Origin of the sequence: Sphingopyxis sp., from assembly GCF_035565275.1 — a bacterium.
Lineage (GTDB): Bacteria > Pseudomonadota > Alphaproteobacteria > Sphingomonadales > Sphingomonadaceae > Sphingopyxis.
The window spans coordinates 1-14,202 of sequence record NZ_DATMST010000163.1 but is presented as its reverse complement, the minus strand read 5'-3'; the positions used below and the strand labels follow the sequence as shown (position 1 = coordinate 14,202).

General features: G+C 64.9%; 12 protein-coding genes. 8 read left to right on the top strand and 4 right to left on the bottom strand.

The window, feature by feature from the left end:
• From VN047_RS11330 to VN047_RS11300, 7 genes are all read left to right on the top strand, one after another.
• Positions 1 to 726, top strand: a 726-nt coding sequence (locus VN047_RS11330; protein WP_325542718.1) for a sugar nucleotide-binding protein, incomplete at its 5' end; no start/stop codon positions are given.
• Positions 726 to 1,526 (top strand): undecaprenyl-diphosphate phosphatase, encoded by an 801-nt coding sequence (locus VN047_RS11325; RefSeq protein ID WP_325542717.1) that lies wholly within the window; start codon positions 726 to 728, stop codon positions 1,524 to 1,526. The genes VN047_RS11330 and VN047_RS11325, both read left to right, overlap by 1 nt.
• A 159-nt stretch (positions 1,527 to 1,685) precedes the next feature.
• Positions 1,686 to 3,128 (top strand): NAD(P)-dependent oxidoreductase, encoded by a 1,443-nt coding sequence (locus VN047_RS11320; RefSeq protein ID WP_325542715.1) that lies wholly within the window; start codon positions 1,686 to 1,688, stop codon positions 3,126 to 3,128.
• 19 nt (positions 3,129 to 3,147) lie between these two features.
• Entirely contained in the window at positions 3,148 to 4,329 is a 1,182-nt protein-coding gene (locus VN047_RS11315) for a DUF2059 domain-containing protein (protein WP_325542713.1), read from the top strand.
• Positions 4,330 to 4,352: 23 nt separating this feature from the next.
• A complete protein-coding gene (gltB, locus tag VN047_RS11310) occupies positions 4,353 to 8,882 on the top strand; it encodes a glutamate synthase large subunit (RefSeq protein WP_325542711.1) in 4,530 nt (1,509 codons plus the stop codon).
• 119 nt (positions 8,883 to 9,001) lie between these two features.
• Positions 9,002 to 9,427 carry a hypothetical protein gene (locus tag VN047_RS11305; RefSeq protein ID WP_325542709.1) on the top strand — a complete coding sequence of 142 codons (426 nt, stop codon included), beginning with the start codon at positions 9,002 to 9,004 and terminating at the stop codon, positions 9,425 to 9,427.
• A 77-nt stretch (positions 9,428 to 9,504) separates the two neighbouring features.
• On the top strand, positions 9,505 to 10,176 hold the full coding sequence (locus tag VN047_RS11300; RefSeq protein ID WP_325542720.1) for a glutathione S-transferase family protein: 672 nt from the start codon (positions 9,505 to 9,507) through the stop codon (positions 10,174 to 10,176).
• Between the two features lie 100 nt (positions 10,177 to 10,276).
• On the opposite strand, the gene VN047_RS11295 is transcribed toward VN047_RS11300, so the two are convergent.
• A complete protein-coding gene (locus VN047_RS11295) occupies positions 10,277 to 10,879 on the bottom strand; it encodes a YdeI/OmpD-associated family protein (protein ID WP_325542706.1) in 603 nt (200 codons plus the stop codon).
• A complete protein-coding gene (ubiG, locus tag VN047_RS11290; RefSeq protein ID WP_325542704.1) occupies positions 10,867 to 11,592 on the bottom strand; it encodes a bifunctional 2-polyprenyl-6-hydroxyphenol methylase/3-demethylubiquinol 3-O-methyltransferase UbiG in 726 nt (241 codons plus the stop codon). Before ubiG ends, VN047_RS11295 begins: the two co-directional genes overlap by 13 nt.
• A 160-nt stretch (positions 11,593 to 11,752) precedes the next feature.
• Here ubiG and VN047_RS11285 point away from each other — a divergent pair, with 160 nt between their 5' ends.
• Positions 11,753 to 13,000, top strand: coding sequence for an aspartate kinase (locus VN047_RS11285; RefSeq protein ID WP_325542702.1), 1,248 nt, complete (start codon positions 11,753 to 11,755; stop codon positions 12,998 to 13,000).
• A gap of 3 nt (positions 13,001 to 13,003) precedes the next feature.
• Here the strand turns inward: VN047_RS11285 and VN047_RS11280 are convergent, their stop codons facing one another.
• A complete protein-coding gene (locus VN047_RS11280) occupies positions 13,004 to 13,588 on the bottom strand; it encodes an inner membrane-spanning protein YciB (RefSeq protein WP_325542701.1) in 585 nt (194 codons plus the stop codon).
• A 119-nt stretch (positions 13,589 to 13,707) separates the two neighbouring features.
• Positions 13,708 to 14,202: HlyD family secretion protein (locus VN047_RS11275; protein ID WP_325542699.1), on the bottom strand; the 495-nt coding region annotated here is incomplete at its 5' end.

Genomic DNA, 14,202 nt, shown 5'->3' with positions numbered 1-14,202 from the left:
GTGCAGGGCAGCGACGCCGTGATCAACCTCGCGGGCGCCTTCGCCGACATGCAGGCGGTGCAGGCTGACGGCGCGGGCCATGTCGCCGCCGCGGCGAAGGCTGCAGGCGTCCGCGCGCTCGTCCATGTCTCTGCGATCGGCGCCGACCGCCAAAGCGCCTCGGCCTATGGCCGCAGCAAGGGCGATGGCGAAGCTGCGGTACGCGCAAGCTTTGCCGATGCAGCAATCCTGCGTCCGTCGATCCTGTTCGGCCGCGAAGACCAGTTCATCAATCGCTTTGCCGCAATGATGCGCCTGTCGCCGGTCATCCCGGTGATCGCGCCCGACGCGAAGTTCCAGCCAGCCTATGTCGGAGACGTCGCCGATGCGGTCATCGCCGCGCTGGGCGGCGAGGCTGCGGGCAAGATTTTCGAGATCGGGGGGCCGCAAGTCCTGACGATGGGCGAGCTTCTTCGCTGGATCGCCGACGCCACCGGCCGCTCGCCGCTGTTCGTCGACGTTCCCGATGTCGTCGCGGCGGCGCTGGCGACAGGCATCGGCTGGGCCCCCGGCGCGCCGATTACCAAGGACCAGTGGCTGATGCTCCAGCATGACAATGTCGTCGCTGACGGCGCCGCGGGCCTTGCCGAGCTGGGCATCACCCCTACCTCGCTCGCTTCGGTCGCCGACGGCTGGCTGGTCCAGTATCGCCGCAACGGCCGCTTTGCCGAACTCGCCTCGCGATAATGGGCATCTGGCTGACTGCAATCATCCTCGGCATCGTCGAGGGTCTGACCGAGTTTTTGCCCGTCTCCTCGACAGGGCATCTCATTCTCGCGACCGAATTGCTCGGCTATGACGCCGCGCGCTGGGCGATTTTCAACATCGCGATCCAGCCGGGCGCGATCCTCGCGATCGTCGTTTTGTACCGGAAACTGTTCTGGGACATGTTCACGGGCTTTTTCCGCCGCGATCCCGTCGCGATCGCCTTCGTCCGCAACCTGCTGCTCGCCTTCTTCCCGGCGGTCGTCCTCGGCCTCGCCTTTGGCGACTATATCGAGGTGCTGCTGGAGAACGCCGTCGTCGTTGCCTGGGCGCTGATCATTGGCGGCCTCGCCATCCTGCTCGTCGAGCGGTTCGCCAAGACGAGGGACGTCGGGGGCGTCGCGAACCTGTCGACGCGCCAGTCGATCCTCGTCGGGCTGGTCCAGTGTATCGCGATGATTCCCGGCGTCAGCCGGTCGGGTGCGACGATTCTCGGTGCCATGTCCTTTGGAGTCGACCGCAAGACCGCCGCCGAGTTCAGCTTTTTCCTCGCGCTCCCCACGCTGACGGGCGCGACCGTGCTCCAGCTGTTCAAGCATCGCGATGCGATCACGAGCAACGATCTCGGTCTGATCGCAGTCGGCTCGCTCGTTTCGTTCGTCGTCGCTTGGGCGGTGATCAAGGCGTTCCTCGCGGTCGTCACGCGCTTCGGCTTCGCACCGTTCGCTTGGTACCGAATCATCGCCGGGGTCGCCGCGCTGATCTGGCTTGGTATGAGATAGGTCCGATTTGATACTAAATGAAGAAAGATAGTTGCGCGAACCCGTTTTGACGCAAATTTCGCGTTCATTTTAGGTAATCAATATTGACCTAACTCGATATTCGCCCGTGACACGGCTTTTCCGGACATGCAATTCCCTGCGCAACGAAGGGGATACTGCATGGCTTCCGAACGCATGCTCCAGTTTGTGGGGCGTGAACAATCCTATCCGGACAAGCGCTCCGCCGAAGAACGCGCGCGCGACTTCCACGAAATCGCCGAGCGCTATGCCGCGCCCGACGCCGACGCACAGGCGGCGCGTTGCTCGCAATGCGGCGTGCCCTATTGCTCGGTGCATTGCCCGCTCCACAACCATATTCCCGACTGGCTGCGCCTGACCGCCGAGGGCCGGCTGCGCGAGGCCTACGAGCTTTCGAACGCGACCTCGACGATGCCCGAGATTTGCGGCCGAATCTGCCCGCAGGATCGCCTGTGCGAGGGCAATTGCGTGATCGAATTTTCGGGCCATGGCGCGGTGACGATCGGCAGCGTCGAAAAATATATCACCGATACCGCTTGGGCCGAGGGCTGGGTCGAACCGCTGCATCCCGGCCGCCCGACCGGCCAGTCGGTCGGCGTCATCGGTGCGGGCCCCGCAGGCCTGACCGCCGCCGAATATCTGCGCGTCCAGGGGCATGAGGTGCATGTCTATGACCGCCACGACCGCGCCGGCGGCCTGCTCACCTATGGCATTCCCGGCTTCAAGCTGGAGAAGGATGTCGTGATGCGCCGGGTCGACCGGCTGGTCGAGGGCGGCATCCACTTCCACCTCGGCTTCGCGGTCGGTGAAGATGCGACGCTCGACGCGCTCCGGCAAAAGCATGACGCGATCCTGATTGCGACCGGCGTGTACAAGGCGCGCGAGATCAACGTGCCCGGCAATAGCGCCGACGGCGTGATCGCCGCGCTGGACTATCTGATCGCGTCGAACCGCAAGAGCTTCGGCGACGCGGTTCCGGCGTTTGACGACGGCCGCCTCGATGCCAAGGGCAAGCATGTCGTCGTGATCGGCGGCGGCGACACCGCGATGGACTGCGTCCGTACCGCCGTGCGTCAGGGTGCGAAGTCGGTCAAATGCCTCTATCGCCGCGACCGCGAAAACATGCCCGGGTCGCAGCGCGAGGTCGCGAATGCCGAAGAGGAGGGTGTCGAGTTCGTGTGGCTCTCGGCCCCCGAAAGCTTCACCGCGGACAGGCATGTGAAAGAAGTCGCGGTCGCGGGCATGCGCCTCGGCGCCCCCGACGCGAGCGGCCGCCGTAGCCCCGAAGTCGATCCGGGCCGCAAATTCGACGTGCCCGCCGACATGGTAATCAAGGCGCTCGGCTTCGATCCGGAGGAGCTGCCGCACCTGTTCGGCTCGCCCGATCTTTCGGTTACCCGCTGGGGCACGTTGCGCGTCGATCACCAGACCATGATGACCAGTTTGCCGGGGGTTTTCGCGGCGGGGGACATCGTCCGCGGTGCCAGCCTGGTCGTCTGGGGCATCCGCGACGGGCGTGATGTCAGCGAGCAGATGGCAAAGTGGTTGAAAGCGAAAGCAAAAAGCGAAAAGAGGGCCGCATGACCAACAGGAAGGAAATATCATGATGCCCACGTTCAAATCGATCCTGCTCGCCGGAGCCGCCGCGCTGCTGCCACTGGGCGCGCCGGCCCATGCCGCCCCGGAAGAAGCACCGGTCGCCGAAGTCGTCGTTGCTGCGCCCGAGACGGAAGGCGAAACTGCGAGCGACTTCGACAGCGAAGCCTATGCCGAGCAGCAAAAGGCGAAGATGCAGAAGGAAATGGACGAAGCGGTCGCGCTGATCGAAAAGATGTTCGACACGAGCAGCCTGCCGCCGATCGAGCCCGCGCGCCTGACGCTCGCGCAGCAGACGATGGGCGCGCTGATCCCCGCCGGCAGCCTCGAGAAGATGATCGACAATCTGTACGGCAAGATGTTCAAGGCGATCATGGGCGAATTCGGCGGCCAGTCCGACCTGTTGCTCTCGATCAAGACCGGGGTCGAAAGCGATCAGATCGCGAAGCTCGACGAAGCGACCAAGGGCAAGGTCGCCGACATGTTCGATCCGCATCGCAAGGAACGCGAAGACCAGATCACCAAGGTCATCAAGCCGCTGATCAGCGAAGTGCTGGGCGACATGGAGCCGCCGATGCGCGAAGGCCTTGCCAAGGCCTATGCCCGCAAGTTCACCGCAGCGCAGCTTACCGACCTCAATGGCTTTCTCGCTACCCCGACCGGCACTCTTTATGCGAACGAATGGATGGCGCTCCAGGCCGATCCCGAAGTGATGGTCGCGGTGATCAGGGCGGTTCCGCCGCTGGTCACGAAGTTCATCGACCGCGCGCCGCAGATCGAAAAGGACATGAAGGATCTGCCGAAGGAAAAGCAGCTTTCCGACTTCGACGACAAGGAACTCGCGAAGCTCGCCAAGCTGATGAAGGTCGACGTGAAGGTGCTGAAGGAACAGCGCGACATGTGGAATTCGGACAGCGTCGAAGCGAGCGATGCGGTCGCGGTCGAGGCGGCCGACGATTATGCCGTCGATGCAGCTGCCGATGCCGCGACGGCGGCGGCGGACGCAGCCGATTACGCCACCGATGCGGTCGCCGACCCCGCCTATGACCGCAGCAACTGGTCGGCCGCCGACCTGAAGCGCGTCGAGGACCTCGAAACCGCGTACGAAAATGCGTCGCTTGCCGCGCAGCAGGCCGCCGAAGAAGCGGCTGCCAATGCCAGCAAGCGTTCGAAAATACCCAACAAATAGGCGCCCAGCCCGTCAGGACGAAGATGATGACCCATTACCCCACCCCCGATCACGCGCGGCTTGCAGTCGAAGGCATGTATCGCCCCGACATGGAATCCGATGCCTGCGGCGTCGGCATGGTCGCGGCAACCGACGGCAAGCCGTCGCGCCGCGTCGTCGAGGCGGCGATCGAGGCGCTGCGTGCCGTCTGGCACCGCGGCGCGGTCGATGCCGACGGCAAGACCGGGGATGGGGCGGGCATCCATGTCGACCTGCCGGTCCGCTTCTTCGACGATGCGATCGCCGCGTCTGGTCACAAGGTGCGCCCGAACCGCCTTGCGGTCGGCATGGTCTTCCTGCCGCGCACCGATCTGGGCGCGCAGGAGGAATGCCGCACGATCGTCGAGGCCGAGATCATCGACGCGGGCTTCACCATCTACGGCTGGCGCCAGGTGCCGGTCGATGTGTCGGTGATCGGCGACAAGGCGCAGCGCACGCGTCCGGAGATCGAGCAGATCATGATCGCGGGCCCGCTCCCCGACGAACAGTCGGTCGACGAGTTCGAAAAGCAGCTTTATCTGGTCCGCCGCCGCATCGAGAAAAAGGTGATCGCGGCGCAGGTTGCCGACTTCTATATCTGCAGCCTCTCGGCGCGCTCGATCATCTACAAGGGCCTGTTCCTTGCCGAGAGCCTTGCGGACTTCTTCCCCGACCTCACCAACAAGCTGTTCGAAAGCCGCGTCGCGATTTTCCACCAGCGCTATTCGACCAATACGTTCCCGCAATGGTGGCTGGCGCAGCCGTTCCGCTGCCTCGCCCACAACGGCGAAATCAACACGATCCGTGGCAACAAGAACTGGATGAAAAGTCACGAGATCAAGATGGCGAGCCTCGCGTTCGGCGAGCATTCGGAAGACATCAAGCCGGTGATCCCCGCGGGCGCATCGGACACCGCCGCGCTCGACGCGGTGTTCGAGGCGCTGTGCCGCGCCGGCCGCGATGCACCGACCGCCAAGCTGATTCTCGTCCCCGAGGCGTGGACGACCGAATGCGACGTTCCCGATAATCATCGCGCGATGTACAGCTATCTCGCCAGCGTCATGGAACCGTGGGACGGCCCCGCCGCGCTCGCGATGACCGACGGCCGCTGGGCGGTCGCGGGCATGGATCGCAACGCGCTCCGCCCGCTGCGCTACACGCTGACCGCCGACAATCTGCTCGTCGTCGGTTCGGAGAGCGGCATGGTGCTGCTGCCCGAAGCGAGCATCCGCAAGAAAGGCCGTCTTGGCCCCGGCCAGATGATCGCGGTCGATCTCGACGACGGCACGCTCTACGAAGATCTCGCGATCAAGGACAAGATCGCCGACGCGCAGGATTATCCTTCGCGCGTCAAGGGCTTCCGCACGATGGCCGACCTGCCGAAGGGCGGCAGATCGAGCCTCCCCACCTTCGATCGCCCGGAGTTGCTGCGCCGTCAGGTCGCCGCCGGCCTGACCATGGAAGACATGGAGCTGATCCTGTCGCCGATGGTCGAGGATGCCAAGGAAGCGATCGGATCGATGGGCGACGACACCCCGCTCGCGGTCATCTCCGACAAGCCGCGCCATGTTGCGCAATTCTTCCGCCAGAATTTCAGCCAGGTCACCAACCCGCCGATCGACAGCTTACGCGAGCGGCATGTGATGAGCCTCAAGACGCGTTTCGCGAACCTCGCGAACATCCTCGATGAAAAGGGTCAGAGCGACCATGTCCTCGTGATCGACAGCCCCGTGCTCGTCGGGGACGACTGGGACCGCCTCCGCGCCTATTTCGGCGATGCGGTCGCCGACATCGACTGTACTTTTGCCGCGGGCGGCGATGCGTCGACGTTGCGCGAGGCCATCGCCCGCGTCCGCCGCGAGGCCGAGGACGCGGTGCGCGCGGGCCGCAGCGAATTGTTCCTGTCGGACCAGAATCTCGGCGAGGACCGCGTCGGCATGGCAATGGTGCTCGCCGCCGCTGCCGTCCACACGCATCTCGTGAGAAAGGGCCTGCGCAGCTACGCCTCGATCAACGTGCGTTCGGCCGAAGTGCTCGACACGCATGCGTTCGCCGTGCTCGTCGGCGTCGGCGCGACGACGGTTCACGCTTATCTGACTGAAGCTGCAATCGCCGATCGGCAAGCACGCGGATTGTTCGGCGACCTGTCGCTCGACGACTGCCGCCTGCGCTTCCGCAAGGCGATCGACGATGGCCTCCTCAAGATCCTCGCCAAGATGGGGATCGCGGTGATCTCCAGCTATCGCGGCGGCTATAATTTCGAAGCGGTCGGTCTCAGCCGCGCGCTCGTCAACGACCTCTTCCCCGGCATGCCGGCGAAGATTTCGGGCGAAGGCTATCAGTCGCTCTTCATCAACGCGACGGACAAGCACACGGCCGCCTTCGACAGCCGCGTGACCACGCTGCCCATCGGCGGATTCTACCGCCAGCGCGCGGGCGGCGAGGCGCATGCCTATTCGGCGCAGCTGATGCACCTGCTACAGACCGCGGTCGCGACCGACAGCTATTCGACCTACCTGCAGTTCGCGCGCGGGGTCGCCGACCTGCCGCCGATCTATCTGCGCGATCTGATGGAGTTCAACTACCCTGCGCAGGGCGTCGCGCTCGACAGCGTCGAGGCGATCACCGAAATCCGCAAGCGGTTCGTCACCCCCGGCATGTCCTTGGGCGCGCTGTCGCCGGAGGCGCATGAAACGCTGGCGATCGCGATGAACCGCATCGGCGCGAAGGCCGTGTCGGGCGAAGGCGGCGAAGCCAGCGAACGCTATCGCCCCTATGCAAACGGCGACAACGCCAACAGCAACATCAAGCAGATTGCCTCGGGCCGCTTCGGCGTCACCGCCGAATATCTCGGCGCGTGCGACGAGATCGAGATCAAGGTCGCACAGGGAGCCAAGCCCGGCGAAGGCGGCCAGCTTCCGGGCTTCAAGGTCACCGAATTCATCGCGCGCCTGCGCCATGCAACGCCCGGCGTGACGCTGATCAGCCCGCCGCCGCATCACGACATCTATTCGATCGAGGATCTGGCGCAGCTCATTTATGACCTGAAGCAGATCAATCCGAAGGCGCGCGTCTGCGTGAAGCTCGTCAGTTCGGCGGGCATCGGCACCGTCGCGGCGGGGGTCGCCAAGGCGCATGCCGACGTCATTCTCGTCGCGGGCAACACCGGCGGAACCGGCGCTTCGCCGCAGACGAGCGTCAAATATGCCGGCACGCCGTGGGAAATGGGGCTGAGCGAAGTCAATCAGGTGCTGACCTTGAACGGTCTGCGCCACCGCATCCGCCTGCGCACCGACGGCGGGCTCAAGACCGGGCGCGATATCGTGATCGCGGCGATCCTCGGCGCCGAGGAATATGGCATCGGGACATTGAGCCTCGTCGCGATGGGCTGCATCATGGTGCGGCAGTGCCATTCGAACACCTGCCCCGTCGGCGTCTGCACGCAGGACGAGAAGCTGCGCCAGAAGTTCACCGGCAGCCCCGAAAAGGTCATCAACCTGATGACCTTCATCGCCGAGGAAGTGCGCGAAATCCTCGCCAAGCTCGGTTGCCGCAGCCTCGACGAGGTGATCGGCCGTACCGAACTGCTGCGTCAGGTCAGCCGCGGCGCCGAGCATCTCGACGACCTCGATTTGAACCCGATCCTCGCCAAGGTCGACGCCCCCGACGACCAGCGCCGTTCGCAAGGGCCGAGCTTCCGCAACCCGGTGCCCGACAGCCTTGACGCGCAGATCCTGAGTGACGCCAAGCCGCTGTTCGAGCGCGGCGAGCGCATGCAGCTGACCTACAACGTCCGCAACACGCACCGCGCCGTGGGCACGCGCCTGTCGGCCGAGGTTACCGCGCGTTTCGGGATGAAGGGCCTTGCCGACGACCATGTGCAGGTACGCCTGCGCGGCACAGCGGGCCAGTCGCTCGGCGCCTTCCTGTGCCAGGGTGTCACGCTCGAAGTGTTCGGCGACGCCAACGATTATGTCGGCAAGGGCCTGTCGGGTGGCCGCATCGTCGTGCGCCCGACAGTGTCGAGCCCGCTCGTCAGCCAGCACAACAGCATCATCGGCAACACCGTCCTTTACGGCGCGACCGCGGGCACTCTGCTTGCGGCGGGTCAGGCGGGCGAGCGCTTCGCGGTCCGCAATTCGGGCGCGAAGGTGGTCGTCGAAGGCTGCGGCGCCAACGGCTGCGAATATATGACCGGCGGCACCGCGGTGATACTTGGCCCGGTGGGCTCGAACTTCGGCGCGGGCATGACGGGCGGCATGGCGTTCATCCTCGACACCGACGAGCAGTTCGAACGCCGCGCCAATGGCGAATCGATCCTGTGGCAGAGGCTCGCGAGCAGCCATTGGGAGGCCGTCCTCAAGGAACTGGTCGAAGACCATGCAAAGGCTACCGGCAGCAAATGGTCGGCCGAAGTCCTCGCCGACTGGGATCGCTGGCGCGGCCGCTTCTGGCAGGTATGCCCGAAGGAAATGCTCAGCCGTCTGACCCATTCGCTGAACGAGGAAGAGGCCGAGGTCGTCGCGGCAGAATGACCCGTCGCAGCGGCGGTGCGATCCATCGCATCGCCGCAAGGCGTTCAGCCCCGCGAAAGCGTTGGTTCTTTAAGGACACCGCTTTGCTGACCCCCCTCGTCCTTCGAAAGGATGGAGCCATGACCCGTTTCGCCCTGATCACTCTCCCCCTGCTCGCGCTCGCGGCGCCGCTGCCGGCTGCTGCCAGCGAGGTGCAAGAAGCGGTCGCAACGCTCAACGATCCGGTCGCACAGGACCGGATGGCCGACACCATCACCGCGATGGTCGGCGCGCTGATGCAGATGCAGGTTGGCCCGCTCGCAAAAGCGGTCGCGCAGATCGACCCCGAATCCGGTGCGGCCTATATTCCGCCCGATGCCACGCTCGGTGAAGTCGCAGGCCGCGATCCCGAATATGCCGAGCGGATGGGCGACGATGTTCGCGCCGGAACGCGCATGGCGGGCCATGCCGCCTCCGCGCTGACTGCTTATGCCCCCGTTCTCAAGGATATGGCGCGCGACCTTGCCGCGCAATGGGACCGCGAACGCGCCGACTCGCGCCGCTAGAGCTTAATCCACAATCCGAATTCCGTCGCACGCCATAGCCGTTGCGCGTGGCGGCCTGCTGCCGCTATGCCGGGGGCATGTGGCAACTCTATCAATTCCCGCTCTGTCCCTTTTCGCGCAAGGTCCGGCTTTTGCTGGGCGAAAAGGGTATTGGTTATGAATTGGTACGCGAATCGCCGTGGGAACGGCGTGACGAGTTCATCGACCTCAATCCCGCCGGGCGCACTCCGGTGATGGTCGATCAGGGGCGCGGCCAGGTGCTGATGGACAGCATGGCGATCGCCGAATATTTCGAAGAAACCGTCGAAGGCAAGGCGATGATCAACGGCACGGCAGCGAACCGGGCCGAAATCCGCCGACTGACTTCGTGGTTCGACCATGATTTCTATTATGAGGTCACGGGCCCACTGCTGTTCGAGCGGATGCAGAAGCGCATCGTCCATCGTCAGCCACCCGACGGCGGCGCGCTGCGCGAGGCGATGAAAGCGGCGAACAACCATCTCGACTATGTCGACTATCTGATCGACCACCGCACATGGCTCGCCGGCGCGACGATGAGCCTCGCCGATCTGACCGCGGCGGCACATATTTCGGTCGCCGACTATCTCGGCGGGATCGACTGGACGGGGCACGAACAGACGAAGGGCTGGTATTCCGGTCTGAAATCGCGCCCGAGCTTCCGGCCGCTCCTGGCGGAGCGGATGGAGATCGTGACGCCGCCGAAATATTACGAAGACGTCGACTTCTGATCCGCATGGAAATAGGTGTTCCCCGGCGAAAGCCGGGGCCCATGCGTAGCGCTGGGCAATCTGGACCCCCGGCTTTCGCCGGGGAACACAAAACCAGCGCTTAGCAGCCCTTGTACTTCCAGTTCCGATCCTTGCCCTCGGCGACCTGCGCGACGATCGTTTCGATGCGCTTGACGCGCGTTTCCTCGCGCTTCGCTTCGATCACCCATTCGATATAGTCGCGCCGCTTGCCCGGCGAGAAGCCGTCCCAATGGCCTTGCGCCGCGGCGTTTGCTTTCAGCGCCGCGCCGAGATCGCCCGGCAGGTCGAGCGCCGGCTTGGACTTCGGCGCGGGGCGCTTGGGCTTGTTCCCGGCGCAGAGCGCCGCAGCCTTGACGATCAACGCCGCCATCGCATCGTCGCCCGGCAAATCGGCCAGCGACGCCAACCGCCCCATGCTACCCATCGCGCCGGTGTCCCGCGGCGAACCGGTGACTTCCTCGTCGCGCCAGAAGCCGAAGGTCGCATGTTTCTTGAATGCCGCCATGCCCGCAAGATTCTGGCCGTGCAGCACGAAATGCGGCACGCCCCATTTCAGCGCCTCCTCCGCACCTGGCGCATATTGATGCACCAGATCACGCAAATGGGTCAGGATCGGCTGCGCGAAGGGCTGCGCCCTTGCGATATAGGCGTCGATGCGCGGATCGCGGGTCAGTCCGGCCACCTTGCCGAAACCAGATAGTTGAGCGCTTCGCTGCCACCGAGCTTGAAACCCTTGGCGGGCGATGGCGACAGGCCGGTGCGGTCGATGACCTCCAACCCCGCGTCTTCGAGCAGTTTTGTCAGCTCCCCGGGCTTCAGGAACTGGTCCCAGTCGTGCGTGCCGCGGGGCACCGCACCGACGCGCTCGGCCGCCTCGACGAGCAGCAGTTTAGACAGCGCAGTACGGTTGGGGGTCGACAGGATCATCAGCCCGCCGGGCGCGAGGCGCATCGCGAGTTCGCCGATGAAGGCCGCGGGGTCGGCGACATGCTCGACGACCTCCATCGAGGTGACGAGGTCGAAGGTTGCGAGCGGCAGCGCGGCGAGCTCGCCCGCAAAATAGCTGATCGCCAGTCCCTGCCCCGCCGCATGCGCGCGCGCGGCAGCGATATTCTCGGGCGCCGCATCGACCCCGGTCACCACTCCGCCCATCCGCGCCAACGGCTCGGCGAGCAGCCCCGCGCCGCAACCGACATCGATCACGCTGCGCCCGGCAAGCGCGTAACGCTCGCGCGCATCGACATGCCAATGCGCGTCGACCTGTTCGCGGATATAGGCGAGGCGCACGGGATTGAGCTTGTGCAGCATCGCCGACGATCCGTGCGGGTCCCACCAGTCGGCGGCGAGCGCGCCAAAATGGGCGGCTTCGTGCGGGTTGATCGTGGCGGCGCTCATGCCCTGCGATGTGACATCTTGCCTCGCGCCATGCAAGAAATTCTATCCCGCGCATACGATGCCGGTCTTGCCATCGCCTTCCCCCTTCCGTAACGACGCGAGCGCCGCGGAAATGCTTGGAAAAGTTGCGGCCGAAACCAGATTGAGAAAGCGGGGCGAGATGGCGCGGATCGTGATGAAATTCGGGGGCACGTCGATGGCGGGCACCGAGCGGATTCGCACCGTGGCGAAACTCGTCGCGCGCGAAGTCGGGCTGGGCAACGAGGTCGCGGTCGTCGTGTCGGCGATGGCAGGCGAAACCGACCGGCTCGTCAATTTCTGCCGCGAGGCGAACCCGCGGTATGACCCCGCCGAATATGACGTCGTCGTCGCCGCGGGCGAACAGATCACCTCCGGCCTGCTCGCGCTGACCTTGCAGGCGATGGGCACCCCCGCGCGCAGCTGGCTCGGCTGGCAGCTCCCGATCCGCACCGAGGAAGCGCACGCGCGTGCACGTATCGCCGATATCGACACGGGCGCGCTTGCCGCTGCGATGGCGAAGGGCGAGGTCGCGGTCATCCCGGGCTTTCAGGGCCTGATGGATGATGGCCGCGTCTCGACGCTCGGCCGCGGCGGATCGGACACAAGCGCCGTGGCTGTTGCCGCGGCGCTCAAGGCCGATCGCTGCGACATCTATACCGACGTCGACGGCGTCTACACGACCGACCCGCGTATCGTCGCGCGCGCGCGCAAGCTCGACTATGTAACCTATGAGGAAATGCTCGAACTCGCGAGCGTCGGCGCGAAAGTGCTCCAGACGCGCTCGGTCGGGCTCGCGATGAAAGAGGGTGTGCGCGTGCAGGTCCTGTCCAGCTTCGTTGAAGGCGACGAAGCACCCGCAACCGGCACGATGATCGTCAGCGACGAGGAAATAGAGGAACATCAGATGGAACGGCAGCTGATCACCGGCATCGCCCACGACAAGAATGAAGCCAAGGTCATCGTCACGCGCGTGCCCGACAAGCCGGGCGCGGTCGCGAACATCTTCGGCCCGCTCGCCGCCGCCGGGATCAACGTCGACATGATCATCCAGAACGTCGGCCGCGAAAAGGGCGAGACCGACGTGACCTTCACCGTTCCGGCGACCGACCTGCTGCGCTCGATCGACCTGCTCGAGGGATCGAAGGACAAGATCGGCTTCAACCGCATCATCAGCGACGACAAGGTGGCGAAGATCAGTGTCGTTGGCGTCGGCATGAAGAGCCATGCCGGGGTCGCCAGCACGATGTTCCGCGCATTGGCCGACCGCGGGATCAACATCCAGGCGATTTCGACCAGCGAGATCAAGGTCAGCGTGCTGATCGACGAGGATGAAACCGAACTCGCGGTGCGCGTCCTCCACACCGCCTACGGGCTCGACGCGGACTAGGCTTTATTCGGCCGCGAGCGGCTGCAGTCCGCCGCCCGCGCGGCGGCGCAGTCGCGCCTGCGTGATAAAATGCACCACCGCGATGTGGACCGCGAACAGGCCGAATTTCGACGCCAGCGGGAAAATTCCGATGAACAGCGGCCACCATGCGGTGAAGAAGAGCGCGATGACGAGGTTGAGGCCCGCGCTCGCGAACATCAGCGCTGCCCAGATCATGCCGAACCGGTCCATGACATCGCCGACGATCGCAAGCTGCTCGGGCGGGATATAGCGGCTGAGCCATCCCTTGCGCAGCATCACGCTGCCGACGATCAGATAGACGATGGTCGGCTTTGCCATCACGAAACGCGGGTCGCCGGTGAAAAGCGTCGCCGCAGCGGTGAAGAGCACTGACGCGAGGCTGATCCACTGCAGCGCCGCGACCTTCTTGCCACGCGCCAGTTCGTGGCCGACGACCGCGAGCGCGACGACGGTGCCCGCGATCGTCGCGGGGACGATTCCCGCGCCAGCGACCAGCAGCACCGCAAAGACGAGCACGCCGAGCGAGTCGAAGATCATCGGCCCGAGAGCGTAGAGCAAGGTTTTCATCCGCCTGTCCTTTTCCGACTCAATGTTACCAACGTAAACATTGAGTCGGAAAAGGAAGCGCGTCAAGAATAAATTGACGCTGTTAACATGATGTGCGGCTAACCGTAGTTATGCAGCGATCAAATGCGGAGCTGAACTTTCGCCGTCACCGACAGCCCCGGGCGTAGTGCCGCCAATGCCGGCTGCCCCGGATCGAGCCGGATACGCACCCCGACGCGCTGGACGATCTTGGTGAAATTGCCCGACCCGGGCTCGAAAGGCAGCAGCGTGAACGCGCTTCCCGCCCCCGGCGCGAGGCTTTCGACGGTGCCGTGCAGCGTCTCACCGAGCGCGTCGACATAGATGTCGGCTTTCTGCCCCGGGCGCATCGCGCGCGTCTGCGTTTCCTTGAAATTGGCGACGACATAGATCGACTTCACCGGCACGACCGACAGCAGCCGCGACCCGGGCTGGACATAATCGCCGACCTGAATGCGCCGGTTGCCGACGACGCCATCGATCGGCGCGGCGACGAGCGTATGTCCGCGGTCGAGCTTCGCAAGTGCCAGCGCGGCGCGCGCCTTTGCCGCTTCGGCCTCGGCCGCCTTGACCTGCGCCGCGAGGATCGGGCCCTT

Coding starts and splice junctions, on each gene's coding strand:
- VN047_RS11325 (WP_325542717.1), top strand. CDS start 726: ATGGGCATCTGGCTGACTGCAATCATCCTCGGCATCGTCGAGGGTCTG.
- VN047_RS11320 (WP_325542715.1), top strand. CDS start 1,686: ATGGCTTCCGAACGCATGCTCCAGTTTGTGGGGCGTGAACAATCCTAT.
- VN047_RS11315 (WP_325542713.1), top strand. CDS start 3,148: ATGATGCCCACGTTCAAATCGATCCTGCTCGCCGGAGCCGCCGCGCTG.
- gltB (WP_325542711.1), top strand. CDS start 4,353: ATGATGACCCATTACCCCACCCCCGATCACGCGCGGCTTGCAGTCGAA.
- VN047_RS11305 (WP_325542709.1), top strand. CDS start 9,002: ATGACCCGTTTCGCCCTGATCACTCTCCCCCTGCTCGCGCTCGCGGCG.
- VN047_RS11300 (WP_325542720.1), top strand. CDS start 9,505: ATGTGGCAACTCTATCAATTCCCGCTCTGTCCCTTTTCGCGCAAGGTC.
- ubiG (WP_325542704.1), bottom strand. CDS start 11,592: ATGAGCGCCGCCACGATCAACCCGCACGAAGCCGCCCATTTTGGCGCG.
- VN047_RS11285 (WP_325542702.1), top strand. CDS start 11,753: ATGGCGCGGATCGTGATGAAATTCGGGGGCACGTCGATGGCGGGCACC.
- VN047_RS11280 (WP_325542701.1), bottom strand. CDS start 13,588: ATGAAAACCTTGCTCTACGCTCTCGGGCCGATGATCTTCGACTCGCTC.